Below are 26567 nucleotides of genomic sequence, written 5' to 3' on the forward strand. Positions count from 1 at the left end.
GACACGCCGGGTCATACCGAACAGCTATCGCAGAGATGTTACCCGGCGACTGTGAGCGGAAACACACCACCCAACTCAGGCGTTGGGGCCGTACTCCTCCAGCATCTCGGTGACGAGCGCCGCGATCGGCGAGCGCTCACTGCGGGTCAGCGTGATGTGCGCGAACAACGGGTGACCTTTGAGCTTCTCGATCACCGCGGCCACCCCGTCGTGCCTGCCGACGCGCAGGTTGTCGCGCTGGGCCACGTCGTGGGTGAGCACCACCCGCGAACCGGTGCCGAGCCGGCTGAGCACCGTGAGCAGCACGTTGCGTTCCAGCGACTGGGCCTCGTCGACGATCACGAACGAGTCGTGCAGCGACCGGCCACGAATGTGGGTGAGCGGCAACACCTCCAGCATGTCGCGGGCGAGCACCTCCTCCATCACCTCGCGACTGGCCAGCCCGTCGAGCGTGTCGAAGACCGCCTGGGCCCACGGACCCATCTTCTCGCTCTCGCTACCCGGCAGGTAGCCGAGTTCCTGGCCGCCGACCGCGTAGAGCGGACGGAAAACAACCACCTTTCGCTGAGTTCGCCGCTCCAGCACCGCCTCCAGGCCCGCGGTCAACGCGAGCGCGGATTTGCCGGTGCCCGCCCGGCCGCCGAGCGAGACGATGCCGATGCTCTCGTCCAGCAGGAGATCCAACGCGATGCGCTGCTCGGCGGAGCGGCCGTGCAGGCCGAACGCCTCGCGTTCACGCACCAGCTGAACCCGCTTGTCCGGCGTGACCCGGCCGAGCGCGCTGGAGCTACTGCCCAACAACCGGATGCCGGTGTGGCAGGGCAGTTCCCGGGCATCATCGATATCGAGGATGGTGTCCGAGTACAGCTGGTCGATCTGCGCCGTGCTGACGTCGAGTTCCACCATGCCGGACCAGCCGGAGGTGACGACGTCCTGTGCGTGATACTCGTCGGCTTGCAAGCCCACCGCACTCGCTTTGACCCGCAGCGGAATGTCCTTGGACACGAGCACCACCTGACGGCCCTCGGCCGCCAGATTCAGTGCACAGGCCAGGATTCGGGAATCATTGGTGTCGGTGCGGAATCCGACCGGAAGGACCGCGGGATCGGTGTGGTTCAGTTCCACCTGCAGCGTTCCACCCTCGGTGCCGATCGGCACCTGCTGATCGAGCCTGCCGTGCTGCAGGCGAAGATCGTCCAGGTTGCGCAGGGCTTCCCGCGCGAACCAGCCCAATTCATGGTGATGCCGTTTGCCTTCGAGTTCGCTGATGACCACCAGCGGTAGCACGACGTCGTGTTCGCCGAACCGGGTGAACGCCCAGGGATCGGACAAAAGGACCGAAGTGTCGATGACAAAGGTATCGGCCGGGGAATGCGAGGGGTGTGCACCCTTCGCGGCGGTTCCGCCTTTCGCGGAACGGGATTGCGCCGAGGGAGCGGGAACGGAGCGTGAAGCAGTCACGGTGGGCTCCTCTTTGTCCGCGCGGCACCCGCACGAACGATCTCGCTGGACCGGTCCGTCCTGATGGGATCTGGCGTTACCGTCAGATGCCACGAGGGCCGGGTGCCGGCCCCCTCGTACTGAGTAGCTCAGTCACGGTCAGGACCTCCCGTACGAGCCACACCGCCGCGGCCCGCACCATCGACGCTACCGCCGAACTACGCTTCCCCGCTCCCGCACAGGTAGGCGTGTCCGTGAATTTGTCGTTAACCCCAAAACACCCAGGCCCGCGTACCCCGCGCCAACCGTTCCCAAACCGGCCGGTACGGGGAAATCCCGCCGCTCAACGACGCCTTCGCGGCCGCGGCCGAGTCCAGCGCGGATTCGTCTCGTCGCCGACGACGTGACCAGCATCATTGCCGCATCATCGGCGATCAGCCAGTGCTGAACTACGTCGGCACGACGACTGGGCTCAGCGGACGGACCGGCCGTCGCCGCCGGTCGGTGCGGCCCGTTAGAGTCGCGGGTATGGCCGGTAACGAGGACCTGGAGAAGTTGTCGTCGAAGGAACTGCACGATCGGGCGGTGAAGCTGGCCGTGCGGCACGGGGACGTGAAGTTCCTGTGGCGCCTGCTCACCTCGATCCCGGCGGCCGAGGCCGCCGCGGGCAACCTCGGCGAGAGCGAGGCGGACATCAAGTACGTGCTGCCGATGCTGGACGACTACATCCACGCGGGCGACGGCGAGATCGCCGAGGTGCTGCGGCCGTTCTATCTGGAGTATCTGACCGAGCACAACTGATCTGTTGACCGGTGCCCGGTCCGTCGGCTACGAATTCCCGTCCGGCGCAACCGTGATGGCGCTGGACGGGCACACCTGCTCCGCTTCTCTGCTCATCGCGTGTTGTGCGGGCGGCGGTGCGGGGTCGAGTATCCGCACTTTTCCGTCGTCGGCGTTCTGATCGAACACCTCGGGCGCGAGGAGCGCGCACATCCCCGCGCCGATACAGCGGTCGCGGTCGGCGGTGATCTTCACGGGGCCCTCCTACCAGGTGACCGGGAGCCGGTGCACGCCATAGATATCCATGTCGTGCCGAAGCGGAAGGTCCTGCGCCGGGACGGCGAGCCGCAATGTCGGGAAGCGAGTCAGCAAGGCGGGCAACGCGACCCGCATCTCGACGCGAGCGAGCTGCTGACCGAGGCATTGGTGAACGCCGTGCCCGAAGCCGACATGGCCGACCGCGCTGCGGCGGATGTCGAAGGTGTCCGGCTCGTCGAACTTGACCGGGTCGCGGTTGGCCGCCTGGATCGATAGCGTCACCGTCTCCCCAGCCTTGATCGTCTGTCCGTCGAGCTCGACATCCGTGCGGGCCGTGCGCGGCGTGGTGTGCACGATGCTCAGGTATCGCATGAGCTCCTCGATGGTCTGGTCGGCGAGTTCGGGTCGAGCGCGTAGTTCGGCGAGTTGGGCGGGATGGGACAGCAACGCGAAGGTGCCGAGCGCCAGCATGTTCGCCGTGGTGTCCAGGCCCGCGCCGAGCAGCAGCGCGCCGACGCCGGCGAGCTCGTCGTCGTCGAGGTCGCTCTCGGTGAGGTCGCTGAGCAGGTCATCGGTGGGCGCCGCGCGCTTGGCGACCACCAGTTCGCGGAGGTACTCCACCACTGCCGCGTAGGCCGAGATCTGCTCGTCCATGCTCACGCTCGGGTCGTTGGCCACGGCCACGGACTGCCGGAAGGTGTCTCGGTCGGTGGCGGGAACGCCGAGCAGTTCGCAGACGGTCAGTGCGGGGACCGGGAAGGCGAAGGACTCGACCAGGTCGACCGGACCGCCGTCGCGCGCCATGGTGTCCAGATGTTCGGTCGTGACCTCCTCGACGCGCTCGGTGAGCATGGCCATCCTGCGCACGGTGAACTTGCCCGCCAACAACTTTCGGTAGCGGGTGTGCAGCGGCGGGTCGACACCGAGCATGTCGCCCGGCGGTGCGGGCGGCATCGGGCCGGTATCGGCGAGCGGGTTGTGTCCCAGCTCGTAGCGCACGCTGAAGCGCGGGTCGGCGAAAACGGCGCGGACGGTCGCGTGTCCGGTGGCGAGCCAACCGCGGTGGCCGTCAGGGAAATTCATGCGGACGAGCGAGGGCAGGGCGGTCAGTTCTGCGGGCGGGTCGAAGGGGCAGCCCGGCTGACGAGCTCTGGGGAGTTCGACGGCCTCGGAGAGCGGATTATGCGCCATGATTCCTACTTAGATCGTTATTCGGATATAGCCGAACGCTACGTTGCGTTCAGAATCTCCTCAACGGTAAAAGTAGCCGAAAACGCCGTACTGCCTGACAGATTCAGTATTTGAATTGCAATGACAATGCTAGTGAATGCACTCGAAAGATCTTCCTGTTGCAATGATCTGCGACTGAGCGCAACATTGGATCTGCGGCTCGACGAGCCGCTCGATTCAGGAGGCGAGCCCATGCCCGGTGGCAGGCTGACCGAGCACGATCGCAGGCAGATCGCCGACGGCCTCGCGGAAGGGCTCGGATACGCCGAGATCGCCAGGCAGCTGGGCAGACCCACGTCCACCGTCAGCCGCGAGGTCATCCGCAACGGCGGCCCGAGTCGTTACCACCCCGGACGCGCCCACCGGGCGACCGAGCAACGCGCCCGCAGGCATCGGGACCGCGGCGCGGCACCCGAAAACACCCCCGCCGCAGGCGATCCGGCCCTCCACGAATTCCTGACCCGGTTCACCGCACAGATCACCAACACCGGCGTGCCGCGCACCGCGGCCGCCGTGCTGGCCCGCCTGTACACCACCGACAGCGGCAGCCTCACCGCCGCCGAACTGGCACAACAGCTTCGGGTCAGCCCCGCCACCATCTCCTCGGCCGTCGGCATGCTGGAAGACCAAGGACTCATTCAGCGCGAACGTGACGCCCGCAGCCGCCGGGATCGCTACGTAGTCGACGAAAACATCTGGGTCCATGCGACATTGGTCAGCGCGCGGCAGGTGTCCGACCTGGCCGAGGTGGTCCGGCGCGGCGCCGAGATATTCGGCGCGGGCACACCGGCAAGCGACCGCGCGCAGCACACCAGCCGGTTCCTCGACGTCGTCGGTCGCGACATGATCGAGTCCGTCGAACGCTGGCGAAAGTTTCTCGACCAGCAGCACACGCAGGATTAACGCGGCCGCACGGCGCGATTCAGCCGCGCGGCAGTGCGGCGCGGAAGAGCCCGACGGCCGTGCCGCGCAGGAAGTTCTCCCAGCTGAAGTGGTCGTGCCACAGGATGATTCGGCCGTCGCGCAGTTCGAAGGTGCCGGTCACCCAGAACGCGATGCGGATCGGGCCGAAGCGCAAAATGTCGGTGCGGTCGGTGAGCACGATATTGCCGTCGGCGGCGATGTGGTGCATTTCCACCGCGAAACCGAGCGCATCCCGATCCAGGCCGAGCAGTACCTTGCGCGCCAGCCCGCCGCCCAAATCGGGCAACGAAGTGTTCTTCCACACGACGTCCGGGTGCAGTAGGTCCAGCGCGTCGGTGACGGGGCCGTGTTCGAGCGCGGCAAAGAACTGCCGCACCGTGGTGATCGCGTCCTGCTGTAGTTCGAGGTCCTGGGTCATGTTCCGACGATAGGCCGTACTCGGGTGGTGTGGCAGCCTCGCGGACGTCGAACGTGACGGCTCAGCTGCCCGATCGGCGCGCGATCAGGACGGCCAGACCGTCGAGAACGCGTTCGATGCCGAAGTTCAGGGCGTCATTCGAGCCGCCGGAGCTCGCTGTCGCCGCCGCCTCCTCGGCGAAGGCTGCGGCGACAGCGGGAAAACGATCGCCTGCCTGGGCCATCATCTCCGCGAACTGTTCGGCGAATTGACCGCCCGGGTCATCGCCCAAGGATTGCGTTTGACGAGCCAGACTCTGGACGTGACCGTGCACCAACACGATCGTGTCGAGCCGCTCCGAGCCGGTGAGACCGGTGCCGGTGAGCGCGGCGAGCGCGGCCTCCGTCCACCCCATCTCGTTGGGGCCGAACGGGCGCACACCGACCGTGAGTTCGATGGCCCAAGGGTGCGCGCGGTAGCGCTCGTAAATCGATTCGGACCATAGCCGCAGCCCGGCACGCCAGGCTTCGTTTGCCGAATCACCTTGCGCGGCGGCGGTATCCGGCGGCGTACCCATGCCAGCGTCGAGCATCAGCGCCATCAACTGCTCTTTGCCCGGCACGTACCGGTACAGCGACATCTTCGTGAAGCCGAGACTCTCGGCCAACCGCTGCATCGACAGGTTCGCCAGTCCCTCGCGATCGGCGATCGCGATCGCCTCGTCCACGATCCCGTCGAGGGAGAGGGCGGGCTTCGGCCCACGTTTGGGCCGCTGCTGGGTGCCCCACAGCAGCTGAACGGTGGTCGGTGTCGCCATGACCAAATCCTTCCGAAGAACGGCTTGACTTGAAACTGTGTCTACCATACTCTAATTCGTGTCCAGTGGAAACAGTTTCCACGGGATGCAGATTTGCAACCACAGGAGTCATCATGCGTAACAAGTCCGTCCTCGTCTCCGGCGCCAGCATCGCGGGCCCCGCCCTCGCCTACTGGCTGCACCGCTACGGCTTCGACGTCACCGTGGTCGAGCGCGCCCCCGGCCTGCGTCCGGGCGGCCAGGCCATCGACTTCAAGGGCCAGACCCACTTCACCGTCTTGGCACGCATGGGCATCCTGGACGACATCAAGGAGCGCCGGACCGGCACCACCGACACCGTCTTCGTCGACGAGACCGGCAAGCGGCTGGCCACCATGTCCGGCGACTTCACCGGCGGCGACGTGGAGATCCTGCGCGGCGACCTGGCCGAGATCATGTACAAGCGCACCGCGGAGCACTGCGAATATCTGTTCGGCGACTCGATCAGCGCACTCACCGAACTCGCCGATGGCGTGCACGTCGAATTCGAGCACGGTCCGGCCCGCACCTTCGACCTGGTCTTCGGCGCCGACGGCATCCACTCCCGGGTGCGCAAGCTGGCGTTCGGGCCGGAAAAGGATTTCGTCAAGTACCTCGGCCACTACTACTGCGTCGCCGGAGCCAGCCCGTGGAGCAAAGATGCCACCGGGCCGCGCGAACGCGTTACCGCCTACGGCCACAACTCGCCAGGGAAACTCGCGATCAGCGGCGGTTCCAAAGCGCAGCAGCTGTACATGTTCATGTCGCCCGAGCTCGACTACTCCCGCGACGACACCGCCGCCCAGCGGCGCATCGTCGAACAGGTTTACGCCGACGTGAACTGGGACGTTCCCAGGATGCTCAGCGAGATGGCCGATTTCAGCGACTTCTACCTCGACTCGCTCAGCCAGGTACGGATGAAGGGCGCCTACACCAAGGGCCGAGTCGCGCTGGTCGGTGACTCGGCGTACGGAAATACCTTGGCGGGCTTCGGCACCGGGCTCGCGGTGGTCGGCGCGTACGTCATCGCGGGCGAACTCGCCGTCGCCAACGGCGACTACACCGTGGCCTTCGCGCGCTACAACGAGATCATGAAGGGCTACGCCAAGATCATGGGCAACAGCAACGCGGGACGGTTCCTCGCGCCGAAGACCGCGCACGGTATCAAGTTGCGCAACTGGTTCTTCGGGTCGCGGATGTTCACCATGATGGCGAAGTACGCCGACAAGGCCGCCAACGACATCGACCTGCGGGACTACCCGACCATGGTCGGCGCGACCGAGATCAACTGAAACCGTTGGCCGCGCTGTGGTTTCGACCTCGCGCGCTGGTTCGAGGCCGACCAGTATGCGGGGTCGATCCGCCGATGTGCCCGCACCGGAGAATTCGCTGTGTTTCGATGGAACCGAAGCGGGGCGGGGCGCGTCTATAGGGTCAGAGGCACTCATGAAAGGGGACGGTGATGGCGGTGGACAGCCCGTTTCCCGGGTACATCGAGGATGCGAAGTCCGGGGCGTTGCAAGTGCGGATGGATCCGCAGGGGTTCGTCGATATCGACAAGGCATGTCAGGACCTGATCGATTCGCTGGTGGCGGTGCAGACCGACGCACGCGAACTCGGTGAGCGATCGTATTGGGGTCTAGGCGAAGCCAATCCCCGATTATCGTCCGCCATCGAACTGGTCACCCTGTTCCGCGAGAAGGCATTCGGCGGCCCCAACAACGCCTTCGACACCATCACCGACTACATCGCTGTCGCCCAAGAGATCCAGGCCATGTTCGCCGCCATCCGCGACAGCTACGTCCACGCCGACGCCGGGTTCGCCGCCAAGCTGCGGGAGCTCGACGTATGAACCTCGGAGTCAGTGGAACGGCCACTCGGCGAATCGGTTTCGCGGCAGCAGCGGCGGGCCTTCTACTGTTGGCTGGCTGTGGCGAGGAAAAGGGTGCGGGCACACCGACACCGGGCGCCTCACCGACATCGTCCGCCGCCGCCGCGACCACGTCGGCCGGGTCCAACCAGCCGACTGCATTCGACCCGTGCACGGCGCTGACGCCGCAGTTCTTGAGCGAGCACCGATGGGACGCGAAACCGCCGGAACCCAAGCAAGACAGCGCGAGTGGCATCGTCTGGAAAGGCTGCCGCTATGTCGGCAAGGCGGGCTACGGCTTCGTCATCGAGACGACCAACAGCACGCTCCCCCAGGTACGAGACAAATTTCCAGCCGCCGTGGAGGTCCCGACGGGCACGCGCAAAGCGGTGCGCTACGAGGCCCGGCCCGATGTCCCCGGCGGCTGCTCGATCAACATCGAGATGCAATCCGGGTCGCTGTACATCCTGACCAACGTTCCGCAGACACAGGCGAGCAAGAGCCTGCCCGCCTGTGATGTCGCCACCGAAATCGCCCAAGCAGTCGCACCATTGCTGCCGGCGGGCAGCTGAACACCCCACGGGGGGAGCGATCATGAAACAGACCGATGGCCGCGCGATCACCAATCCCGAGAACGCGCAAAGCTTTACCCACGCCGAGATCAAGCAGGCGGCCGACGGGATGAACCCGGACGGGCTCAACAGCGCGTTCGATGCCTGGTCGAAGATAGCGACGGCGGTGACCGACGCCGGTCACCAGTTCGAGTCCGCCATCAAGCAGGCGGTCGAACAGCATTGGGAGGGTGCGGCGGCCGACAGCGCGGTGCGCGGCATCCGCGACTACGCGACCCAGGTCGGCGAGTTCGGCGCGACGCTGCACGCGCAGAGCACACCGTTGTCGCAGGCGTCGAGCGCGGCCGCGAAGTTCAAGATGTCGGTGCCCGACGTGGTGGACACCTCGACCAATCCACGCGGGCCCGAGCTGCGCAACTCCAACGAGGAGCAGGCGCGCGACGAGATGACCACGCAGTACATCCAGCCGTACGGCACTACGGCCCCCGCCATCCCGACACTCCCGCCGCCGATCAGCCCGGTCGTCGCGCCGACGCCCGGCGGTGACACCAGCGTTGACCCCGGCACGAACCCGATCCCCGGGAAGACTCCCGACAACAACGGCTCCCGCACTGAGGACAACAGTTCCGCCAGTACGGATTCCGGCAAACAGGCGCCGACCGACAAGTCCGGCAATTCCTCGGACACTGCCACCCCCGACACCGACGGCAAGCCGGAAGACACAGCTGCGCAGTCTGTTTCGCCGAATCAGAACAACAACGCATCCACCACCCCCGCCGCGACGACAACCACCACCACCCCGACCTCGCCGAGCACCCAGACTTCCTCGGCCAACCCGATCACAACCGGAATCCCCACCACGACACTGCCGTCGACACCGGCCACCGTCACCTCCGCCTCGTACGACGGAACACCGAGCAAGCTGGGCACACCGAGCACCGGCGATCGCCCGAGCACCTCGGCATCTCCACCCACCTCGGCCGGTCCGAACAATGAAGCACGCCCAGGCACCTCCCGCCCGCCGCTGCCCGCCACCACGGCAGGCGCGGCAGCACCGCAACCCGCCGCCGCCCCCGGTCGAACCGGCGCTCCGGGCACGTCGGGATATCCCGGCATGTTTCCGCACGGCGGCCGAACCAGAGGCGAGGACGACGGCGAACACAAGTCTCCCAACTTCCTGCGCACCGAGGAGCACGCCAAGGAACTGCTGGGTGAGGTGGAAAAGACGGTGCCGCCGGTGATCGGAGAAAAGTGACAGCACAGTGGTCGCTGTCGGCGGAGCAGTTCGCGGCGGCCTGGTTCGGCACCGGCCTCGATCGCCTACCCTTTCCGTTCCGCTTCACCAGCCGCTTTCCCGGTTTGCGTGAATACCAGAACTATCAGCGGGAATTCCGCGACGAGCTGGCCCGCCCCGAGCGCGCCCCGCTGTCCCGCGCCATCACCGTGCTCGCCCGACCTGATTGGCGCATCGAGCTGTTCGGCCATGACAACACCAGCGACGGCGTCGAGCTGCGCGCGATCGGTTGCGCCAGTCGCGGCGGTGCGGGCGTCATCGCGCAGCAGACGCCCGCGCCCACCGGCGGCCGAATCCAATTGCGCCGCTGCCGCGTCGACCAACTCGCGACCGAGCTGGTGCGGCTACTGCCCGACACCGCCGCGGGCACCACGGGCGAAAAGTCGTTCCTGCTGGACGATCTCAACGATGAACGCCCCGACCTGTTCGGCAGCGCCCCCGCCAGCGAGGTCAAGGATCGCTACCGCCGCTTCTGGCGCCAATCCTGCGGCACCCGCGGCACCGCCGCGGTCCTGCTCGGCCCGCGCAACGCCGAACCGCTGCGCACCGGTCGTCTCCGCTGGATCGACACCGCCGACGGCCGGTATTACGAGGTCCCCGCCAACCGCGCCCTGATGATCCGCCCCGGCACCAGCGCCGACATCACCCGCTACCTCGACGAGGCGATCGCCCGGGCCCGGGCCAGGATGGATTCGGTGTGAACAGTGTGGGTGTCGGCCGGTCTGGGTACGTTGGCGACATGACTACCACTCGGGATGAAATCGAGGCGTTTCTAGTCGAATACCAAGAATCGTTGAGCACGTTCGACGCCGAACGCGCGGTCACGCACTGGGGTATGCCCGGCATGATCGTCAGCGACGCCTTCGTCGGCACGCTCTCCTCCACCACCGAGATGGCCGCGGGCCTGAAACAGTCCTACCCGTTCTATCAGGCACTCGGCCTCGCCTCCGTCGGGCACACCCTGCTCGAACAGGCCGACCTCACCGCCCGCCTCACCAGGATCCACGTGCGCTGGCACTTCTACGACGGCGACAGCGCCCTGCTCACCGACGGCGACTACGAATACCTGCTGCGCCGCGACGACGACGGCCGGTTGAAGGCGTACGTCGCGGTCGCCATCGATGAGATGGAGAAGCTCACCGCGCTGGCCGCCGCCAAGGGCATCGAACTGCCGACGAGCTGAGGCCGATCAGGTGTTCTCGCGGATCGCCTCGATGAGCAGCTGCACCTCGTGTTGATGCCCAATGGCGTTGGCGTGCAACGATTGTGCGGGTGAGCTCGGGAAGATGCCTTCGGCCCAGCGATCGTCCTCCAGCGCACAAGCGTCGTGGCCCACGCTCGCCGGGTAGACGTCGACGAAGGTCGCGCCGTGCGCCGCGGCCTGGTCGACCCAGCACCGCGTTGACGGCTTCGACGCCGGAGTAGATCAGGTCGGCCTGCGCCGGCGGCAGGGGCACCTGTGGGAAGCAGCCGCCCGCGCGCACCCGCTCGATCTTGCCCATCACGAAGATCTTGGCCTGCGGCGCGCGGGCACGGATATCGTCGAGCAGCGCAGCCAGTTTCGGCACCAGCGCGGTGGCGGTCCAGCCGTCGTCAGCGTAATCGTTGATGCCGAAGTCCACCGACACGATCGCCGCGTCCGAGGCCACCGCGTCCATCTGCGGGATATTCGAGCCGCCGAACGGCAACGGCTGTGCCACATACATATCCGCGATCTTCGCCCCGGAACACGCCGGGTCACGCAACGTCAGCCCGAGCGGGGCGGCAGCCAGATGCGCGTAATTGTGGTGGGACCGAAAGCACCCCAGCGGGTAGACCTGGTCCGCGATAAATGGCCCCGCCGCCCCCAACTCGAGACTGCGCTCCCCCACCATCAGACAAGGGTGATCCGCGCAAACACCATCGGGCTCCCACTCCCCTGATCAGCGACGACACGACTCAACAACCACATCGGTGCGCCGCCGGGTCCAGGCCCCGATCCTGCCGACGGCGACCACCACAACGCACACCCGGGCCCCGCCTTCCATCCCCGGGCAGTCCCCCCTCGAGTCCGTCGGTGTACTGATCCGGTAGGTGCACATATTCCAGGGAATGATCGGGTGGTGCTGGGCGCGTCGCCTGCCGTACCCGGCTGTAGTTATCGGTTGGTCACGTGAGGTGGGGGTTCCAGCGTGGTCATCTGGCTGTGGTGACGTTTCGAGATGGCGGTATCGAGCGCATGTCGGGTTCCAGCGGGGTGGACTTACGACCGCACACCCACTGCGTGAAGGCGCACACCGACTGTGTGAGGCGCACACCGTGTGTACTGGGGGTGCGGCTTACACAAGCGGTGTGCGCTTGGAGGCAGCCGTTCGATGACCGGGGCCATCAGCAAGTCGGGCTCAGCCCAGCAGGCGCCAGTCTTCGAGGCCGTCGTAGAGCGGGACGCTCTGGGCCAGCTTGGTGACTCGGCTGCGCAGGGTGTCGACGTCGGAGGTGCCTGCGAGGGCGGTGGCGATGATGTCGGCGACCTCGGTGAATTCGGTGTCGCCGAAGCCTCGGGTGGCCAGCGCGGCGGTGCCGATGCGCAGGCCGGAGGTGACCATCGGTGGGCGCGGGTCGAACGGAACGGCGTTGCGGTTCACCGTGATCCCGACCTCGTGCAGCAGGTCTTCGCCCTGCTGGCCGTCGAGTTCGGAGTTGCGCAGGTCGACGAGCACCAGGTGCACGTCGGTGCCGCCGGTGAGCACGCTGACGCCCTTGCCCTTGACGTCGGCCGCGGTGAGCCGCTCAGCCAGGATCTTGGCGCCGGACAGGGTGCGCTCCTGACGGTCCCGGAACTCACCGCCCGCGGCGATCTTGAAGGCGACGGCCTTGGCGGCGATGGCGTGCATGAGCGGTCCGCCCTGCTGGCCGGGGAAGACCGCGCTGTTGAGCTTCTTGGCGAATTCCTGCTTGGCCAGGATCAGGCCGGAGCGCGGGCCGCCGAGGGTCTTGTGCACGGTGGAGGACACCACGTGCGCGTGCGGCACCGGCGAGGGGTGCAGGCCCGCTGCGACCAGACCGGCGAAGTGCGCCATGTCCACCCAGAGGTAAGCGTCGACCTCGTCGGCGATCGCGCGGAACGCGGCGAAGTCCTGCTGCCGCGGGTAGGCCGACCAGCCTGCGACGATCACCTTCGGACGAGCCTCGAGGGCGATGCGGCGCACCTCGTCCATGTCGATGCGGTGGTCTTCCTTGCTGACGCCGTAGAAGTGCGTCTCGTACAGCTTGCCGGAGAAGTTCAGCCGCATGCCGTGGGTCAGGTGGCCGCCGTGCGCGAGGTCGAGGCCGAGCAGCTTGTCGCCGGGGTTCATCAGTGCCATCAGCACCGCGGCGTTCGCCTGCGCGCCGGAATGCGGCTGCACGTTGGCGAATTCGGCGCCGAAGAGTTCCTTGGCGCGATCGCGGGCGAGCGTCTCGACGACGTCGACGTGCTCGCAACCGCCGTAGTAGCGACGACCCGGGTAGCCCTCGGCGTACTTGTTGGTGAGCACGCTGCCCTGCGCCTGCAGCACCGCGCGCGGCACGAAGTTCTCCGAGGCGATCATCTCGAGGGTGTCCCGCTCGCGGGCGAGCTCACCCGCCATGGCGGCGGCAAGCTCCGGATCGAGCTCTCCGAGAGACTGAGTATTGACCGAGGCCGTCGTCTGCGTCACCGCCACAGTCTATGGGCCGCCACTGTGTTCTTCGGCATGGGGTTCCAGGCGACTCCGCGGCCGAGTGGCACACCGGCGAACGGAGTTCGCGCTGGCTGTCGTCAGTTGTCGGCGGACGGAAGGTACCGTTCGAGCAGGACCGCGAGGTGCTGTTGCGCGTCGGCCAGTGGCTGGGTGGATTTCATGGCGCGCGACTGCACGATGGCGCCCTCCAGCGCACTGATCACGAAGCTGGCGAAGGACTTCGCCTCCTCCGCGGGCAGGCCCGCGTCGGCGAAGCCGGTGCCGAGCTTGTCGTGCCAATCGGCGAATACCGCACCGGCCGAGGCTTGTACGCCGGGCTCGGATTCGGCGAGCGCGGCGCCGACGATCGGGCAGCCGGTGCGGAACGAGCTGGTGTCCAGCGCGCCGATCCACCAACCGAACAAGGCGTCGAACCATCGTTGCGGCGGCCGCGAGGTGGTGACCTTCTCGAGCACGGTCGTGAGCCGGGCCCCGGCGATCGTGGTGGCCGTCGCGACGAGCTCGCTCTTGCCGGACGGGAAGTGCTGATACAGCGAATTGCGTGACGCCTTGCCGCGGTCGAGCAATGCGGTGAGTCCAGCGCCTGCCACGCCTTGCTCGCGGACCAGTTCGATCGCGCTCTCGATCAGCCGAGCGCGTGGGCCTGTGGTCATCGGGCGCCCCCTGTCCGGTTGCAGTTCCGCGTGCCCGTCGAAGGATTGAGCACCGCGTCATTGTGACTTACGCCACCCGACAGTGGCCGACCGGAGTTTCCGCCCGTTGTCAGCGTTGTCAGCGTGACGCGATTGCCTCCCACGCGGATCCTCTTCCTCCAGCACTGTTGCATGAACCGATCGGTCCATGTTGCAATCATGACAGATGTGGACCGATCGGTTCACCGAAAGGACGGATTATGTCGGAAACCACGATCGACTTCGCGCAACTGACGGGCCTGGAAATGCTCCGCATGGCGATGACGATGCGGGACCGCCCGCCGTTCATCGGCGATCTGCTCGGCATGGAAGTGGACATGATCGAGCAGGGCAAGGTGGTGTTCGCGCTGCGCACCCGTCCCGACTTCGCCAACCCGCTCGGCACCACACACGGCGGCATCTGCGCCACCCTGCTCGACTCGGTGATGGGCTGCGCGGTGCACTCCACCCTTGCCGCCGGCGTCGGCTACTCCACGTTGGAACTGAAGGTCAACTACATCCGTGCCGTCCCCACCGACGGCCAGAAACTCACCGCCACCGGCACCACCATCCATGTCGGCCGCACCACCGCGACCGCCGAGGGCCGCGTCGTCGACGAACAGGGCAGGCTGGTCGCGCACGCCACCACCACCTGCGTAATCCTGCGCGGAAACCGCTGAGACACAAGGAGCTTCGCCATGAGTGCACGCAGCACCAGCGCCGCCGTCCGCAAGTTCCGCCGCGAACGCCTCATCGGCCGCTACCTGGCCAACCCTGCCGTCGGCCTGCTCGACCGCCTCGGCATCCGCTCGGCGTTCGTTTCCGAGCTGGAGACCACCGGCGCCAAAACCGGTGAGCCACGCCGTGTTCCGGTCACCGTCGCGTACGACGACGAGGGCGCCTGGCTGATCTCCCAGCACGGCTACCGTTCGGGCTGGGCACGCAACATCGCCGTCCACCCGAAAGTCCGCCTGCGCCAAGGCAAGCGCTGGTACACCGGCACCGCCGCCTTCGTCCCCGACGACGATGTGTCCGCCCGCTCGCGCAGCATGGCCCAAGGCCGGGTGCCCGAATCGGCGGCGGAATGGGTGATGAAAGCACTGGAAAGCGACGCGATCTCGGTGCGCATCACCTTCACCAACGCCTGACGCTCCCTGCCCCCGCTACTCGGGGCACCTTGATTCGGGGCCCGCCCGGGCGTAACGAGACCCCCGATGCCACCGGTTGAACAGGTGAATCGGCCGTCCGTCCTGAGGAGTCACCATGGTCACCCTGATCTCGGTTCCCACCAACCCGATCGAAGGACTGCTCCGCCAGCTGTCGATGCTCGTCTGCACCATCTCCTCCGGCCAGCACTGCGCGGTCGTCCAGTAGCGCAGCGAATTCCGCCGCCGCACAGCCACGGCGAGCGCGGACATTCGACTGGCCGGCACGAACCGGAGGGGATCGCGCCGTACGGCACGCCGCGGCGCTATCGCCCTCGGGTATTCGCACCCGCTGCCACTGCCCGGCAGCGGGTGCGAATCGTCTCAGCGATTAATTCACGCCGCAGCGTTCCGGCCGGTACCGCAAGCACCGCGTCAGCCGCGCCGGACCCCCGCCGGAGTGAGCGGCTCATCGAGCAAACGGCGGAAGCGGTCGGATCGCTCATCGGCGTCCGACGCGCGATCCAGCCAGTCGCCGAGCAGGCGGTAGCCCTCCACATACGTGGAGATGTATGCGCGCCAGAGCGGGGAGGACAGGAAACGCAGGGATTGGCGGGCGCGTTCGGGGGTGGTGAGGCTCCAGGTTTGCAGGAACTCGGCGACCTCGTCCTCGCTGCGGTGCTGGTCATGCAGGAGCAGTGCCGCGTCCTGGCGGACGCTGAGCAGTTTCGCCGAGGCGGTCGAAAGGCGTTCCGCCCGTTCGCCATCGAAGCGCAGGCCGAGGTCGGCGTAGATCTCCTGGGCCCATTTGCCCCAGCCGGGGCCGACAATCGAGCGCAAGGCCAGATCCGCGAGGCCCTCGGCCATCAGGCACTGCGGGGTGTTCACCAGGAACAGGGTTTGCTCGGCCTGCCCGGCCGCGACCAGTCCGGCCTCCTTGCGGCAGTGCTCGGTGTGGTGGCCGGGATAGGACTCGTGCGCGATCAGCGACGGCAGGTGCGCCATGTGCTGTTTGAGGTCGGAGTTGATCGCGACGCGGGAGTGGTAGTTGCCGAGGTAGTAGTTGAAGCCAGACCATGGCTTGTCGCCGACGACCTCGTAGGTGACGTGCTCGTGGTCGGGCAGCGGGTACCGGTCGCGGACCAGTTCGCGCAGTGCGCTCGAGAATGCTTCGACGCAAGCGGCCAACCGCTCCGGCGGGATCTCGTCGGCCTTGCGGTGCGCGGCCACCCGTTCGGCCAGCGGGCCCGCACCGGCGAGCACCTCGTCCATCTGCCGATGCGCGTCCCGATAGTCCTCGACGTCGCCCGGCGCGATGTCCACGTCGAAGTAGGCGCGCACCTCGTCGACGAAACCGATGTCGTCCCCGGCGAACTTGCGGCCGGAGCATTCCAGCGCGCGCAGGTGCACGTCCAGGAATTCGGTGCGCTCCGGCGTCAGCCCGGCGTCGCCCAGCCCGGCACGCAGTTCGGCCGCCCGGCGGGCCAGCTGCCGCGGCTCCGGCGCGGAGGCGTTGTCCACCTCGCGGCGCAGGGCCGGATCGCCGGTATACGCGTCGACGAACCCGTCTTCGAGCCGGTCGAATGCCAAGCCGAGCCGCAGGTACTCGGTCACCAGTGGATGCGCTTCCATCCGTCCGACCTTAGCCGCACACCAGCAGCCCGCGCCCGGCATATTCGCGCGATGCCGCGCTGCGCCGGCCCGGTGAAATGCACTCAGCATCGACCCGGTTACCCCACTATCGGTACCCCGCTTATCGCACGCTGTTGATGCAGAGCAGAATTCGGCTATGCGGCGAGAGTTAGACCGAAAGACACCGAGCCGGCACGGTATGTGTACGCGTTTGCCGAACTGGAGCGTCGGGTAAGTGGGACGAATGAGCGAGCCCAGTCCGTATGTGGAATTCGACCGGAAACAGTGGCGCACACTGCGTAAGTCGACTCCCCTGGTGCTCACCGAGGAAGAACTGCGGGGCCTGCGCGGTCTCGGCGAACAGATCGACCTCGAAGAAGTCGCGGAGGTCTATCTGCCGCTCGCTCGCCTCATCCATCTGCAGGTGGCCGCGCGCCAGCGGCTGTTCGCCGCGACCGCGACCTTCCTCGGCGAGACGCACCCCGATCGGCAGGTGCCGTTCGTGATCGGCGTCGCGGGCAGTGTCGCGGTCGGTAAATCCACCACCGCCCGCGTGCTGCAGGCGCTGCTCGCCCGCTGGGACCACCACCCGCGGGTGGACCTGGTCACCACCGACGGATTCCTCTATCCCACCGCCGAACTCACCCGCCGCGGCATCATGCACCGCAAGGGCTTCCCGGAGAGCTACGACCGCCGCAAGCTGCTGCGATTCGTCACCGAGGTGAAGTCAGGCGCGGCCGAGGTGTGCGCGCCGGTGTACTCGCACATCTCCTACGACATCGTGCCGGACAAGTTCCACTGCGTGCACCAACCCGACATCCTGATCGTCGAGGGCCTGAACGTGCTGCAGACCGGGCCCCGGCTGATGGTCTCGGACCTGTTCGACTTCTCGATCTACGTGGACGCCCGCATCGAGGACATCGAGAGTTGGTACGTGCAACGGTTTCTCGCGCTGCGCGAGACCGCCTTCGCGAACCCGAACGCGCATTTTCACCACTACTCCGGATTCACCGACGAGCAGGCGACACATGCCGCGTCGGAGATCTGGAACAACACCAACCGCCCGAATCTGGTGGAGAACATTCTGCCGACCCGGCCGCGGGCCACTCTCGTGTTGCGTAAGGACGCCGACCACAGCATCAATAGACTGCGACTGCGCAAATTGTGATCCCGCTTACAATTTCCACGCTTCGTCGAGGCGTTTGGCCACATTGATATCGCGGGCCGCGGCAATGTGCGGCTTCTGGATCTCCTTGGCGATATAGCGGGCGACGAAACGCCGGATCTCCTGATCGACGCTGGCGAGGACGCGCAACAGTTGCCCGCGAATGGTGCCTGTGGCCACATTGATCCGGACGTCGCTCGACCGCGGCGTCGCGATGTCGATCACCACGCGCAGCGGCGCGGCGGCCCGCACGATCAGGTGCAGATGGATGTGGCCGTCCACCTCGAACCGATGTTTGTCCAGCGCGAGATCGATGAGCATGTCCACGCTGAGCGGAATCTTCAGCGCGAACGAGATCACCTCGTCGATGTCGCGCCGCACCTCGGCCTGTCCGAGCTGCACCTGCGCGCTCGCCTTCGCCAACCGGCCTGGGCCGACCCCGATCGGGCCGAAATCGAAGGCGGCGCCGGTCAACTGATCGAAGGCGCCGAGGATGCGCTGTTCGGTGGCGGCGTATTCGAGGAATCGCCTGCCGAAGTCCTCGTAGCTGATGTAAGGAATCGGTTCGGTCGCCTCGGGGGCCGCGTCCTGGTGCCCGTCGGAGCGGCTGTCGAGGTCACTCATGACCCACCGCGCAGTGCCGGGCGGGCGTCAGAGCCCGAAGCGCCGATGCCGTGCCGCGAAGTCGCGCAACGCCCGCAGGAAGTCCACGCGCCGGAATTCCGGCCAGTACGCCTCGGTGAACCATATCTCCGAGTATGCGCTCTGCCACAGCAGGAAACCGGAGAGTCGCTGTTCCCCGGACGTGCGAATAACCAGATCCGGGTCGGGCTGGCCGGAGGTGTAGAGGTGCTGGCCGATGGCGTTCACCGTGATCGACTGCACGAGATCCTCGCCGGTCTCCCCGGCGGCGATCTCCTGGCGGACCAGCGAGCGCACCGCGTCGGTGATCTCCTGCCTGCCGCCGTAGCCGACCGCGACGTTCACGTGCACGCCGTCGCGTCCCTCGGTGCGTTCGGCGGCGGTGCGCAGCCGCTTGGCGATCAGCTCGGGGAAGCCGTCGAGCGAGCCGACGATCCGCACGCCCCAATTCTGTTCCGGTGCCGACAGTTCCTCGAGCACGTCGGTGATCACCTCGAACAGCGTTTCCAGCTCGTCGGGGTCGCGCTGCAGGTTCTCGGTGGAGAGCAGATAGACGGTGACCATCTCGATGCCCTCGGCCTGACACCAGCCGACGAGTTCGGCGATTTTCACCGCGCCGACCCGATGACCGTGGCTCACGTCGGTGAAACCGTTCTCGCGCGCCCACCGCCGATTGCCATCGCACATCACCGCGACGTGGCGGGGATGTTGTTTGCCGGCCAGCTGCTTCATGAGCCGGGCCTCGTAGATGCGATACGGCAAACCCCGCACCTGAACCGGAAGCTCCACGCGGCCACCCTACGCCTCAGCGGCGGAATCCTGGCAGCGACCGGGTCTCCCGGTACAGTAGCGAGGGGGCGAAACCTACGGTCTCGTAGGTTACCGGTGAGTTCAACCAGGAGGTAGCTCGTGTCCGAATCGGTCGACGCCACCGACACCGGAGTGGCCGACGGCTCGGGGTCCGACTCCCTGGCCGCAGCGCTCGGGAAGCCACGGATGCGCGGCTGGATCCACACCTGGGCGGTCGGCATAGCGGCCGTCGCCGCCATCGTGCTGGTCGCCAAGGCGGCCACCATCTCGGCGACCGCCGGCTGGTCCACCGCGGTCTATGGGCTGACCGTGTGCGGGCTGTTCGGCATCAGCGCGGTCTATCACCGGGTCACCTGGCCGACCCCGCAGGCCCGCATCCGGATGAAGCGGGCGGACCACTCGATGATCTTCCTTTTCATCGCGGGCAGTTACACGCCGTTCGCCCTGCTCGGCCTCCCCGGCCGCACCGGACAGACGCTGCTCATCGTGGTGTGGGCGGGCGCGCTGGCCGGTGTCGCGCTGAAACTGTTGTGGCCCACCGCTCCTCGCTGGGTCGGCGTGCCGCTGTACCTGTTGCTCGGCTGGGCGATCGTGCCGGTCGCCGGGCAGCTGAACAGTCAGATCGGCATCGCGCCGCTGATCCTGCTGCTGGTCGGCGGGCTGATCTACAGCGCAGGCGCGATCCTCTACGCCACCAAGTGGCCCAACCCGTGGCCGACCGTCTTCGGCCATCACGAGTTCTTCCACGCCGCGACCGTGCTCGCCGCGCTGACTCACTATGTCGCGGTGTGGCTCGTCGTGCTGCGCTGACCGGCACAAACGGCCGACACAACAGGCCCACTGTCCCCTTTTCACGGATTCGGCAATAAAGTCGGCAACGAGGTCGAAACGAGACGGGGCAGCAGCGACGATGGCACAGCAGACGATCGAAGTCGGCGTACCGATCCCGGAGCCGAGTGCCCGGCGGTGGCTCGATCATCGCCGAGCGGCGGCCGAGTTCGCCGCCCGACGTAGCGCGCTGCCCGTCGCGCCGCGGCACACGCGATGACCGCCCGGCTGATCATCTGGGCGCTCAAGGCCCGCGCCGGTCTGGCCGCGGTGGTTATCACGGCCAACCTCAGCGGGTTCGCCGTCATCGTCACCGAGCTATGGCTCAGCGGATCCCTCAGCAGATTCGGCCACGATTGGATCCGGTCCATCGTGCTCGCCGGCATCTATCCGTCGCTGGGTTTCCTGGCCGGGGTCGCGCTCGCCATCCGCGACCGTTCCGTGCACTTCGGTTGGCTCGATCAGGGCCGTAAACCGACCGAAGACGAGGCGCGCCAGGTGCTGCGCCTGCCCCTCTCCATCACCGCGCGGTCATTCGCCGTGTGGATCACCGGCGTCATCGTTGCCACCATCACGCTCATGCAGTTGGCTCCGGACAACGACCCGGCGGTCATCGCGGCATTGTTCGCGCTCGGCGGTATCGAATCGATCGGACTCACCTTCCTCATCGTGGATCGGCTGATCCGGCCGACCATTCCGGTGGTCGCCACTGTGCTCGGACCCACCATGCACTGGAGTTCCTCGGTGTTGGTCCGCGTGGTGGTGAGCTGGGCGGTCGCCTCGGCGTTGCCGTTGCTGATGCTGATCGTGGTGCTGGCCAATCGGGCGGCGGCACCGCCCGACCGGATCCGCACCGCGATCTACCTTTCGGTGGTCGGCCTCAGCGTCGGCGCGCTGGCCACGGCATTCCTGGCCCGCGCGGTGGCCACGCCGATGCGCACGCTGCGGCTGGCGCTGGATCGCATCACCAGGGGCGATCTCGACGTGCGTGTGCCCGTGGGCAGCACCAGCGAGATCGGGCGGTTGGAGAACTCGGTCAACGAGCTGGCCGCGAATCTAGGTGAGCGCCAACGGATGCGGGACGTGTTCGGCAGGCACGTCGGCACCGAGGTGGCCGAGCGCGCGCTGGCAGGCGGGCTGGACCTGACCGGTGACGTACGGGTGGTGACCGCGCTGTTCGTCGACGTGACCGGGTCGGTCGAACTGTCCACCGGGCTGCCGCCGGAGGAGTTCGTCGCCAAACTGAACCGGCTGCTAGCGACCGTTGTCGCCGCGACCGAGGAGAACCACGGGCTGGTCAACAAGTTCGAGGGCGACGCGGCGCTGTGCATCTTCGGCGCGCCGATCGCCTTGCGCGACAACGCGACTCCCGCACTGCGCGCGGCACGCCGGATCCGCGACGAAGTGGTCGCGGCCGGTGAACTCGATATCGGTATCGGCGTCGCGCACGGCCGGGTCTTCGCGGGCGACATCGGCTCGGACACCCGGCTGGAGTACACCGTCATCGGCGACGCCGTCAACGAGGCCGCCCGCCTCACCACCGAGGCAAAAGAGGTCCCCCGCCGAATCCTGGTGAGCGGCTCCGCCATCGAGGACACCGCGCCGCACGAACGCGCGAAATGGGCGCTCTACGAAACGATCCTGCTGCGCGGGATGAAGCAGCCGACGGCTTGTTGGACCGACGTCGATCAGCCCGCTACTACCAAATTGAGCACCAACGGTTCGCAGGCTGCCGCACCGAGCGGCACCGCCGACCCGACAACCGACCGCAGTGCAGTAGTCGAAGTCCGCACTGCCGCAACGGAAACCGACTGAGATCGGCGCTGCGCCAACTTCGCGCAGACGCGTACCGTCGCATATGTGTGCGCGCTACCGGCAGATCGCAGTTCGCCGCGCAGCCCTACGGCCGCTCCAGAGCCGCGCGCAACTCGGCCGCTGTCGCCACCGGTAGATCGCAGACCGTGCCGCGGCAGACGTAGGCGGCTGGCTCGCCGCCGAGCAGCGGACGGTCGGCCAGCAGGGGTACCGAGTTCGGCGGGGCGGCAAGGATCACCGTGCCACCAGGGGCGACAGCGCGCGCCGTGGCGAGCAGTTCGCTTGGCTCGCTGGGCGATTCGGCGGCGATGGCGACCTGGAGGGGGCCGCGAAGAGCGGCCTCGGCGACCGTGAGCCACTGGCCCGCGGAGCGAGGGGCGCGGGCCAGCACGACCGCACCGCGCTGGAGGGTCTGCTCGGCTAACGCGAAGTATGGGACGGCCTGTTCAGGCTCGCTGACGGCGGCCGCGGTGAGCAACGCCTCGGCGAGCGAGGACGCGCCTGCCGGAGTAGCACCGTCGACGGGATCGCGGGGGCGAGCAACCAGGGTCTCGGCGTCGTCGGCGGTGTCGTACCAACTGCCGGGGATGCCGGGATCGGCGAAGTGCTGAATCGCCGTGTCCAGCAACCGTTGTGCCTCGTCGAGCCAGTCGAGCTCGCCGGTGGCCTGATGCAGAGCGAGCAGGCCGGTGACGAGCCAGGCGTAATCTTCCAGCACGCCGGGCGACGTTCCCGCGGCGCCGTTCAACGAGGCGCGGCGCACGCGGCCGTCGATCACGTGCTCGGACAACAGGAATCGCGCGCAGCGGACCGCCGCCGCCACCCAGTCTTCTTCTCCCAGCGCGGCACCCGCTTCGGCCAAGGCCGTGATCGCCATGCCGTTCCACGCGGTAACCACTTTGTCGTCGCGGTCCGGTTGCGGTCGACCGTCGCGCGCCTTACGGAGGGCAGCGGTGACGCGTTCGAGCCGCTCGGCATCGGCGGGCGCGGGGTCGGCGTATCGGGTGAGCACCGAGGTGCCCTGCTCGAAGTTCCCGCCGGTTGTCACTCCGAAAAACTCTGCGGCCCAGGCACCGTCGATCGGACCGAGTTCGCCGACCAGCTCGGCGGGTGTCCACACGTAGGTCGCGCCCTCCACCCCTGGCTGCCCGGCCTCGAGATGCGTGTCGGCGTCCAGGCCCGAGGCGAAGCCACCCTGCTCGGTGCCCAGATCATCCAGCAGGAACTGAACGGTTTCACGAGTCACTCGGTGCGCCAACGACTCCGGATCCACCGGCGCGCGCCGCGCTAAATGCCCATAGACCCGCAGCAATTGCGCATTGTCGTACAGCATCTTCTCGAAATGCGGTATCAACCAGGCTGGATCGACAGAGTAACGCGCGAAACCGCCACGCAACTGGTCGTAGATGCCACCACGCGCCATCGCCTCGGCCGTGCGGCTCACCGCCGCGAACGCCGCCTGATCACCGCTACGCTCCCAACTGCGCAGCAACCCCTCCAGCAACGCCGACGGCGGAAACTTCGGCGCCCCACCGAATCCCGCGTACTTCGGATCCTCGTCCCGCAGCACCGCCGCGACCGCATGATCGAGCAGTTCCGCCGTGATCGCCAGATCCGAGTCGGGCAACCCCGCCGCCTGCGCCCGCAACGCCTCGGTCACCTGCGCGGACGCCTTGTGCACCTCATCGCGCCGCTGCTGCCACGTCTCGGTGATCGCGGTGAGCAACTGCGTGAACGACGGCATCCCACCGCGCGGCACCTTCGGATAGTAGGTACCGCAATAGAACGGCTCCCCCACCGGCGTGAGAAAGCAGGTCATCGGCCACCCACCCTGCCCCGTCATCGCCACGGTCGCATTCATATAGACCGCATCCAGATCAGGCCGCTCCTCCCGATCCACCTTCACACAAACAAAATTCTCGTTCATCAACGCCGCGGTAGCGACATCCTCGAACGACTCGTGCGCCATCACATGACACCAGTGGCAAGACGCGTATCCGATGGACAACAGAATCGGCACATCCCGCGCCGTCGCCTCCGCCAAAGCATCGGCACCCCATTGCCGCCAATCGACGGGATTGTCGGCGTGCTGACGCAGATAAGGCGAAGTGGCACTAGCCAATTGGTTCACACGCATCAACCTCCCGTATCAGGCGGGCACCGAAGGTGCTCGACCCGCCTCAACCTCGGTCCACAAGCTCAACTTGCCAGAAGGGCAAAATCTTGCCTTGCCACCGCACCGCCGACTAGTGGGCCATCACCTGAAGCGTAGTGGGCCATCACCGCAGACATTCAGCCGACGACCGCTCCGAACAGCGCTGATTTCCGGACGTCGGACTCTCGAGTCCCGCATGGAACCGGCTTGTCCGCCGGAGGGGCCGTCTGTACTAGACGACGGTCCCGGGGCCGGGGCGGGGATGTCGGTGGCTCATGGCAGTGTCAGCCGCTGTGACTGCTTCAGCTGATGACGACGCCTGGGTTCATGATCATGGACTGTGTTTCCCGACCTTGATCGCGATCAACGAACCGGGGCGGCGTGAACACCATGACCGGTGGCTTCGGGTGGATGTACAGCAGAAATCTGCCGCTGGTCAGCTTCACCTTCGCCCGTCAGATCAACGCCCGAGAGCTGTTGGAGCGGATGGGCGTCGACCAGGACACGGTGGCGGTGCGCGGGATGGAGGACTTCCACTACGAGCTGGGCGGCCTTCTCTACGAACGTGACGGATATGTGGTCACCGCAGGGCATTACCGAAGCTGGGCCTGGGTAGAGGAGCACGGTGGCTGGAAATCGCGGGAAGACCCAGGACTGATGCTGCGCGCCTCGATCGGCACCGCGGCACTGGAGTTGCGTTCCAGCATGAAACCGGGAGTGGTATTCCAGTACGCCGAGAACGGCCGTCTCATCACCGGACTCGACACCACCGACGTCGTCAAACGGACAGGCCATGAACCGCACCACTTCGACACCGAGATCCAGGCCCTCGGCGCCCGACTCGAAGAAGGCGAATACGGCGGCGAATACGGCCCCTTGGGATCCCTCGGACTGTTCTACAGGCTTGCGGAGAACCTCGGTGTCGGGGTGACTGAAGAAGATGCCCGCATCGACCGTCCCGTCCTCAGCGGCCGGCTCCTACCCCCAGCCTCGCGGTAGCTGCCGAGTCACCCAACACGCACGCCGACGTTTCGGGTGATGTATATGAACCATCACATAATCGGCGGTTGCGGGCGTTCTCGTGGTCGGGGGTGATCTCCGCCCGTTGATCTTCGAGCGATCCGTAGGCCGCGCGGTATGCGGCTGGTTACAGCGCTTACCCAGGTCCGTGCCGAAGGGGACCATCGAGCGGGCAGGTCGTCGCGCCACCCTGGCGGACATAGACGGGTAGCGGTAACGCACGTCTCGTTGTGCTTGTACATCAGCCGATTCGATCAAGCGCCGCAATCGCACTGTGTCTTGTCTCATATGTTCGTTTTGTCGATATCGCCTTTGCTTCCCGGCCCGCCACAGTTACGTTCGTGATCGGCGCCGGTTGTCGTCGCCTTCTGTGAAAAAAGTGGGGGAAATGCCATGCAAGACAAGCGAATTCGCCGAGCTTTACTGGGAATCATCAGAGTGACGGCGGCCGCGGTAGCGGTCGCGACGGTGACGGTGGGCGCAACGATGGCGACGGCCAACGCCGACCAACCGTCCTCGGGCTGCACCTATGCCTCGGGGTCGAATCCGGCCAACCAACCCGCAGTGTCCAGCACGACCCCGCAGGTGAATTCGACCTACACCGTCAGCGCCGCCGTACTGAATCCGAACACCACCATCGTCTTCAGCGCGGTCGGTCCCAACGGGACGAGTGTGCCGATCGGCTCTCCGGTAGTGATCGCCGACGGCGTCGGCACCACCGCCAGCGTGCAGTGGACTCCCACGACAGCGGGAACCCACCAACTCTATGCCGCGGAATCCGGCCCCGGCTGGAACTTCACCTACGGCCCCACCACCTGCGCCGTCACGGCAGCGTCGGGCTGCACCTATGCCTCGGGATCGAATCCGGCCAACCAACCCGCAGTGTCCAGCACGACCCCGCAGGTGAATTCGACCTACACCGTCAGCGCCGCCGTACTGAATCCGAACACCACCATCGTCTTCAGCGCGGTCGGTCCCAACGGGACGAGTGTGCCGATCGGCTCTCCGGTAGTGATCGCCGACGGCGTCGGCACCACCGCCAGCGTGCAGTGGACTCCCACGACAGCGGGAACCCACCAACTCTATGCCGCGGAATCCGGCCCCGGCTGGAACTTCACCTACGGCCCCACCACCTGCGCCGTCACGGCAGCGCCTTAAACCATCACTCAGCGGTGACTGGAACACTGCGGATCGGGCGCCGTGGGTGCGACAAGTGCGTGCACCGGCCGGGCCGCGGGCGGGTGGGCATCGCGCTCACCTTGCCCGCGGCCGCGGATCAGCCCTGGTCGGGGAAGTTCGCCCGGATGACGTTGTGCGGGTCGCGGTTTCGTTTGATCTCCCGCAGCCGCGCGAGGGTGTCGAAGTCGAAGGCCGCGCGGCGGC

Annotated in this window: 27 protein-coding genes; 15 read left to right on the forward strand and 12 right to left on the reverse strand. The window is 66.8% G+C overall.

Going from position 1 to position 26567, the window contains the following annotated elements; all coding sequences use genetic code 11:
* Window positions 1-75 precede the first annotated feature (75 nt).
* Complete coding sequence (locus ACIBCN_RS25245; RefSeq protein WP_396994115.1) at window positions 76-1461, reverse strand: PhoH family protein; 1386 nt, start codon at window positions 1459-1461, stop codon at window positions 76-78.
* 507 nt (window positions 1462-1968) lie between these two features.
* On the opposite strand from ACIBCN_RS25245, the gene ACIBCN_RS25250 reads away from it, so the two are divergent.
* Entirely contained in the window at window positions 1969-2241 is a 273-nt protein-coding gene (locus ACIBCN_RS25250) for a hypothetical protein (protein WP_396994116.1), read from the forward strand.
* 27 nt (window positions 2242-2268) lie between these two features.
* Here the strand turns inward: ACIBCN_RS25250 and ACIBCN_RS25255 are convergent, their stop codons facing one another.
* Window positions 2269-2475: a ferredoxin gene (locus ACIBCN_RS25255; protein ID WP_396994117.1), complete on the reverse strand. Its 207-nt coding sequence runs from the start codon at window positions 2473-2475 to the stop codon at window positions 2269-2271.
* A gap of 9 nt (window positions 2476-2484) precedes the next feature.
* Entirely contained in the window at window positions 2485-3669 is a 1185-nt protein-coding gene (locus tag ACIBCN_RS25260; protein ID WP_396994118.1) for a cytochrome P450, read from the reverse strand.
* 231 nt (window positions 3670-3900) lie between these two features.
* Between ACIBCN_RS25260 and ACIBCN_RS25265 the strand changes: the two genes are divergently transcribed.
* Window positions 3901-4611, forward strand: a complete 711-nt coding sequence (locus ACIBCN_RS25265) for a helix-turn-helix domain-containing protein (protein ID WP_396994119.1) — start codon at window positions 3901-3903, stop codon at window positions 4609-4611.
* A gap of 19 nt (window positions 4612-4630) precedes the next feature.
* Here the strand turns inward: ACIBCN_RS25265 and ACIBCN_RS25270 are convergent, their stop codons facing one another.
* Together ACIBCN_RS25270 and ACIBCN_RS25275 are read right to left on the reverse strand one after the other, a co-directional pair.
* Entirely contained in the window at window positions 4631-5050 is a 420-nt protein-coding gene (locus ACIBCN_RS25270; protein WP_396994120.1) for a limonene-1,2-epoxide hydrolase family protein, read from the reverse strand.
* A 61-nt stretch (window positions 5051-5111) separates the two neighbouring features.
* Window positions 5112-5846: a TetR/AcrR family transcriptional regulator gene (locus tag ACIBCN_RS25275; RefSeq protein ID WP_396994121.1), complete on the reverse strand. Its 735-nt coding sequence runs from the start codon at window positions 5844-5846 to the stop codon at window positions 5112-5114.
* A 113-nt stretch (window positions 5847-5959) separates the two neighbouring features.
* Here ACIBCN_RS25275 and ACIBCN_RS25280 point away from each other — a divergent pair, with 113 nt between their 5' ends.
* The 6 genes from ACIBCN_RS25280 to ACIBCN_RS25305 all read left to right on the forward strand — a co-directional run bounded on the left by ACIBCN_RS25280 (window position 5960) and on the right by ACIBCN_RS25305 (window position 10783).
* Window positions 5960-7156 carry an FAD-dependent monooxygenase gene (locus ACIBCN_RS25280; protein ID WP_396994122.1) on the forward strand — a complete coding sequence of 399 codons (1197 nt, stop codon included), beginning with the start codon at window positions 5960-5962 and terminating at the stop codon, window positions 7154-7156.
* Window positions 7157-7326: 170 nt separating this feature from the next.
* Complete coding sequence (locus ACIBCN_RS25285) at window positions 7327-7716, forward strand: hypothetical protein (RefSeq protein WP_396994123.1); 390 nt, start codon at window positions 7327-7329, stop codon at window positions 7714-7716.
* Window positions 7713-8306: a DUF3558 domain-containing protein gene (locus ACIBCN_RS25290; RefSeq protein WP_396994124.1), complete on the forward strand. Its 594-nt coding sequence runs from the start codon at window positions 7713-7715 to the stop codon at window positions 8304-8306. Before ACIBCN_RS25285 ends, ACIBCN_RS25290 begins: the two co-directional genes overlap by 4 nt.
* 22 nt (window positions 8307-8328) lie before the next feature.
* Window positions 8329-9561: a hypothetical protein gene (locus ACIBCN_RS25295; RefSeq protein ID WP_396994125.1), complete on the forward strand. Its 1233-nt coding sequence runs from the start codon at window positions 8329-8331 to the stop codon at window positions 9559-9561.
* A complete protein-coding gene (locus ACIBCN_RS25300; RefSeq protein WP_396994126.1) occupies window positions 9558-10301 on the forward strand; it encodes an ESX secretion-associated protein EspG in 744 nt (247 codons plus the stop codon). The genes ACIBCN_RS25295 and ACIBCN_RS25300 overlap by 4 nt, the downstream gene beginning before the upstream one ends.
* Window positions 10302-10339: 38 nt before the next feature.
* Entirely contained in the window at window positions 10340-10783 is a 444-nt protein-coding gene (locus ACIBCN_RS25305; RefSeq protein ID WP_396994127.1) for a hypothetical protein, read from the forward strand.
* Here ACIBCN_RS25305 and ACIBCN_RS25310 read toward each other — a convergent pair.
* The 3 genes from ACIBCN_RS25310 to ACIBCN_RS25320 form a co-directional block, all read right to left on the reverse strand.
* On the reverse strand, window positions 10737-11474 hold the full coding sequence (locus tag ACIBCN_RS25310; RefSeq protein ID WP_396994128.1) for a GDSL-type esterase/lipase family protein: 738 nt from the start codon (window positions 11472-11474) through the stop codon (window positions 10737-10739). The genes ACIBCN_RS25305 and ACIBCN_RS25310 overlap by 47 nt on opposite strands.
* A 507-nt stretch (window positions 11475-11981) precedes the next feature.
* Window positions 11982-13277, reverse strand: coding sequence for a serine hydroxymethyltransferase (gene glyA / locus ACIBCN_RS25315; RefSeq protein WP_396994129.1), 1296 nt, complete (start codon window positions 13275-13277; stop codon window positions 11982-11984).
* Between the two features lie 101 nt (window positions 13278-13378).
* Window positions 13379-13954 (reverse strand): TetR/AcrR family transcriptional regulator, encoded by a 576-nt coding sequence (locus tag ACIBCN_RS25320; protein WP_396994130.1) that lies wholly within the window; start codon window positions 13952-13954, stop codon window positions 13379-13381.
* Window positions 13955-14193: 239 nt separating this feature from the next.
* Here ACIBCN_RS25320 and ACIBCN_RS25325 point away from each other — a divergent pair, with 239 nt between their 5' ends.
* Together ACIBCN_RS25325 and ACIBCN_RS25330 are read left to right on the forward strand one after the other, a co-directional pair.
* Window positions 14194-14652: a PaaI family thioesterase gene (locus tag ACIBCN_RS25325; RefSeq protein WP_396994131.1), complete on the forward strand. Its 459-nt coding sequence runs from the start codon at window positions 14194-14196 to the stop codon at window positions 14650-14652.
* A gap of 18 nt (window positions 14653-14670) precedes the next feature.
* Window positions 14671-15120: a nitroreductase family deazaflavin-dependent oxidoreductase gene (locus ACIBCN_RS25330; protein ID WP_396994132.1), complete on the forward strand. Its 450-nt coding sequence runs from the start codon at window positions 14671-14673 to the stop codon at window positions 15118-15120.
* A 432-nt stretch (window positions 15121-15552) separates the two neighbouring features.
* On the opposite strand, the gene ACIBCN_RS25335 is transcribed toward ACIBCN_RS25330, so the two are convergent.
* Window positions 15553-16749, reverse strand: coding sequence for a DUF885 domain-containing protein (locus tag ACIBCN_RS25335; protein WP_396994134.1), 1197 nt, complete (start codon window positions 16747-16749; stop codon window positions 15553-15555).
* Between the two features lie 235 nt (window positions 16750-16984).
* On the opposite strand from ACIBCN_RS25335, the gene coaA reads away from it, so the two are divergent.
* A complete protein-coding gene (coaA, locus tag ACIBCN_RS25340; RefSeq protein WP_396994135.1) occupies window positions 16985-17917 on the forward strand; it encodes a type I pantothenate kinase in 933 nt (310 codons plus the stop codon).
* A 6-nt stretch (window positions 17918-17923) separates the two neighbouring features.
* On the opposite strand, the gene ACIBCN_RS25345 is transcribed toward coaA, so the two are convergent.
* Together ACIBCN_RS25345 and ACIBCN_RS25350 are read right to left on the reverse strand one after the other, a co-directional pair.
* Window positions 17924-18538, reverse strand: a complete 615-nt coding sequence (locus ACIBCN_RS25345; RefSeq protein WP_396994136.1) for a hypothetical protein — start codon at window positions 18536-18538, stop codon at window positions 17924-17926.
* A gap of 27 nt (window positions 18539-18565) precedes the next feature.
* The gene (locus ACIBCN_RS25350) at window positions 18566-19345 is read right to left on the reverse strand and encodes an isoprenyl transferase (RefSeq protein WP_357381248.1); all 780 of its coding nucleotides are present in this window, start codon (window positions 19343-19345) and stop codon (window positions 18566-18568) included.
* A gap of 207 nt (window positions 19346-19552) precedes the next feature.
* Between ACIBCN_RS25350 and ACIBCN_RS25355 the strand changes: the two genes are divergently transcribed.
* Window positions 19553-20176, forward strand: coding sequence for a hemolysin III family protein (locus ACIBCN_RS25355; RefSeq protein ID WP_396994383.1), 624 nt, complete (start codon window positions 19553-19555; stop codon window positions 20174-20176).
* A gap of 234 nt (window positions 20177-20410) precedes the next feature.
* On the forward strand, window positions 20411-22009 hold the full coding sequence (locus ACIBCN_RS25360; RefSeq protein WP_396994137.1) for an adenylate/guanylate cyclase domain-containing protein: 1599 nt from the start codon (window positions 20411-20413) through the stop codon (window positions 22007-22009).
* An 85-nt stretch (window positions 22010-22094) separates the two neighbouring features.
* On the opposite strand, the gene ACIBCN_RS25365 is transcribed toward ACIBCN_RS25360, so the two are convergent.
* The gene (locus ACIBCN_RS25365; RefSeq protein ID WP_396994138.1) at window positions 22095-24140 is read right to left on the reverse strand and encodes a thioredoxin domain-containing protein; all 2046 of its coding nucleotides are present in this window, start codon (window positions 24138-24140) and stop codon (window positions 22095-22097) included.
* Window positions 24141-24554: 414 nt separating this feature from the next.
* On the opposite strand from ACIBCN_RS25365, the gene ACIBCN_RS25370 reads away from it, so the two are divergent.
* Together ACIBCN_RS25370 and ACIBCN_RS25375 are read left to right on the forward strand one after the other, a co-directional pair.
* The gene (locus tag ACIBCN_RS25370) at window positions 24555-25163 is read left to right on the forward strand and encodes a DUF6461 domain-containing protein (protein ID WP_396994384.1); all 609 of its coding nucleotides are present in this window, start codon (window positions 24555-24557) and stop codon (window positions 25161-25163) included.
* Between the two features lie 414 nt (window positions 25164-25577).
* A complete protein-coding gene (locus ACIBCN_RS25375) occupies window positions 25578-26342 on the forward strand; it encodes a hypothetical protein (protein ID WP_396994139.1) in 765 nt (254 codons plus the stop codon).
* Window positions 26343-26567: the final 225 nt, after the last annotated feature.

This window comes from Nocardia sp. NPDC051052 (assembly GCF_044456045.1).
Lineage (GTDB): Bacteria > Actinomycetota > Actinomycetes > Mycobacteriales > Mycobacteriaceae > Nocardia.

What these genes read in the sequence shown, in the direction of transcription:
- ACIBCN_RS25250 (WP_396994116.1), top strand. Translation starts at nt 1,969, where the DNA reads ATGGCCGGTAACGAGGACCTGGAGAAGTTGTCGTCGAAGGAACTGCAC.
- ACIBCN_RS25260 (WP_396994118.1), bottom strand. Translation starts at nt 3,669, where the DNA reads ATGGCGCATAATCCGCTCTCCGAGGCCGTCGAACTCCCCAGAGCTCGT.
- ACIBCN_RS25265 (WP_396994119.1), top strand. Translation starts at nt 3,901, where the DNA reads ATGCCCGGTGGCAGGCTGACCGAGCACGATCGCAGGCAGATCGCCGAC.
- ACIBCN_RS25270 (WP_396994120.1), bottom strand. Translation starts at nt 5,050, where the DNA reads ATGACCCAGGACCTCGAACTACAGCAGGACGCGATCACCACGGTGCGG.
- ACIBCN_RS25275 (WP_396994121.1), bottom strand. Translation starts at nt 5,846, where the DNA reads ATGGCGACACCGACCACCGTTCAGCTGCTGTGGGGCACCCAGCAGCGG.
- ACIBCN_RS25280 (WP_396994122.1), top strand. Translation starts at nt 5,960, where the DNA reads ATGCGTAACAAGTCCGTCCTCGTCTCCGGCGCCAGCATCGCGGGCCCC.
- ACIBCN_RS25285 (WP_396994123.1), top strand. Translation starts at nt 7,327, where the DNA reads ATGGCGGTGGACAGCCCGTTTCCCGGGTACATCGAGGATGCGAAGTCC.
- ACIBCN_RS25290 (WP_396994124.1), top strand. Translation starts at nt 7,713, where the DNA reads ATGAACCTCGGAGTCAGTGGAACGGCCACTCGGCGAATCGGTTTCGCG.
- ACIBCN_RS25295 (WP_396994125.1), top strand. Translation starts at nt 8,329, where the DNA reads ATGAAACAGACCGATGGCCGCGCGATCACCAATCCCGAGAACGCGCAA.
- ACIBCN_RS25305 (WP_396994127.1), top strand. Translation starts at nt 10,340, where the DNA reads ATGACTACCACTCGGGATGAAATCGAGGCGTTTCTAGTCGAATACCAA.
- ACIBCN_RS25310 (WP_396994128.1), bottom strand. Translation starts at nt 11,474, where the DNA reads ATGGTGGGGGAGCGCAGTCTCGAGTTGGGGGCGGCGGGGCCATTTATC.
- ACIBCN_RS25320 (WP_396994130.1), bottom strand. Translation starts at nt 13,954, where the DNA reads ATGACCACAGGCCCACGCGCTCGGCTGATCGAGAGCGCGATCGAACTG.
- ACIBCN_RS25325 (WP_396994131.1), top strand. Translation starts at nt 14,194, where the DNA reads ATGTCGGAAACCACGATCGACTTCGCGCAACTGACGGGCCTGGAAATG.
- ACIBCN_RS25330 (WP_396994132.1), top strand. Translation starts at nt 14,671, where the DNA reads ATGAGTGCACGCAGCACCAGCGCCGCCGTCCGCAAGTTCCGCCGCGAA.
- ACIBCN_RS25335 (WP_396994134.1), bottom strand. Translation starts at nt 16,749, where the DNA reads ATGGAAGCGCATCCACTGGTGACCGAGTACCTGCGGCTCGGCTTGGCA.
- ACIBCN_RS25345 (WP_396994136.1), bottom strand. Translation starts at nt 18,538, where the DNA reads ATGAGTGACCTCGACAGCCGCTCCGACGGGCACCAGGACGCGGCCCCC.
- ACIBCN_RS25355 (WP_396994383.1), top strand. Translation starts at nt 19,553, where the DNA reads ATGCGCGGCTGGATCCACACCTGGGCGGTCGGCATAGCGGCCGTCGCC.
- ACIBCN_RS25360 (WP_396994137.1), top strand. Translation starts at nt 20,411, where the DNA reads ATGACCGCCCGGCTGATCATCTGGGCGCTCAAGGCCCGCGCCGGTCTG.
- ACIBCN_RS25370 (WP_396994384.1), top strand. Translation starts at nt 24,555, where the DNA reads ATGACCGGTGGCTTCGGGTGGATGTACAGCAGAAATCTGCCGCTGGTC.
- ACIBCN_RS25375 (WP_396994139.1), top strand. Translation starts at nt 25,578, where the DNA reads ATGCAAGACAAGCGAATTCGCCGAGCTTTACTGGGAATCATCAGAGTG.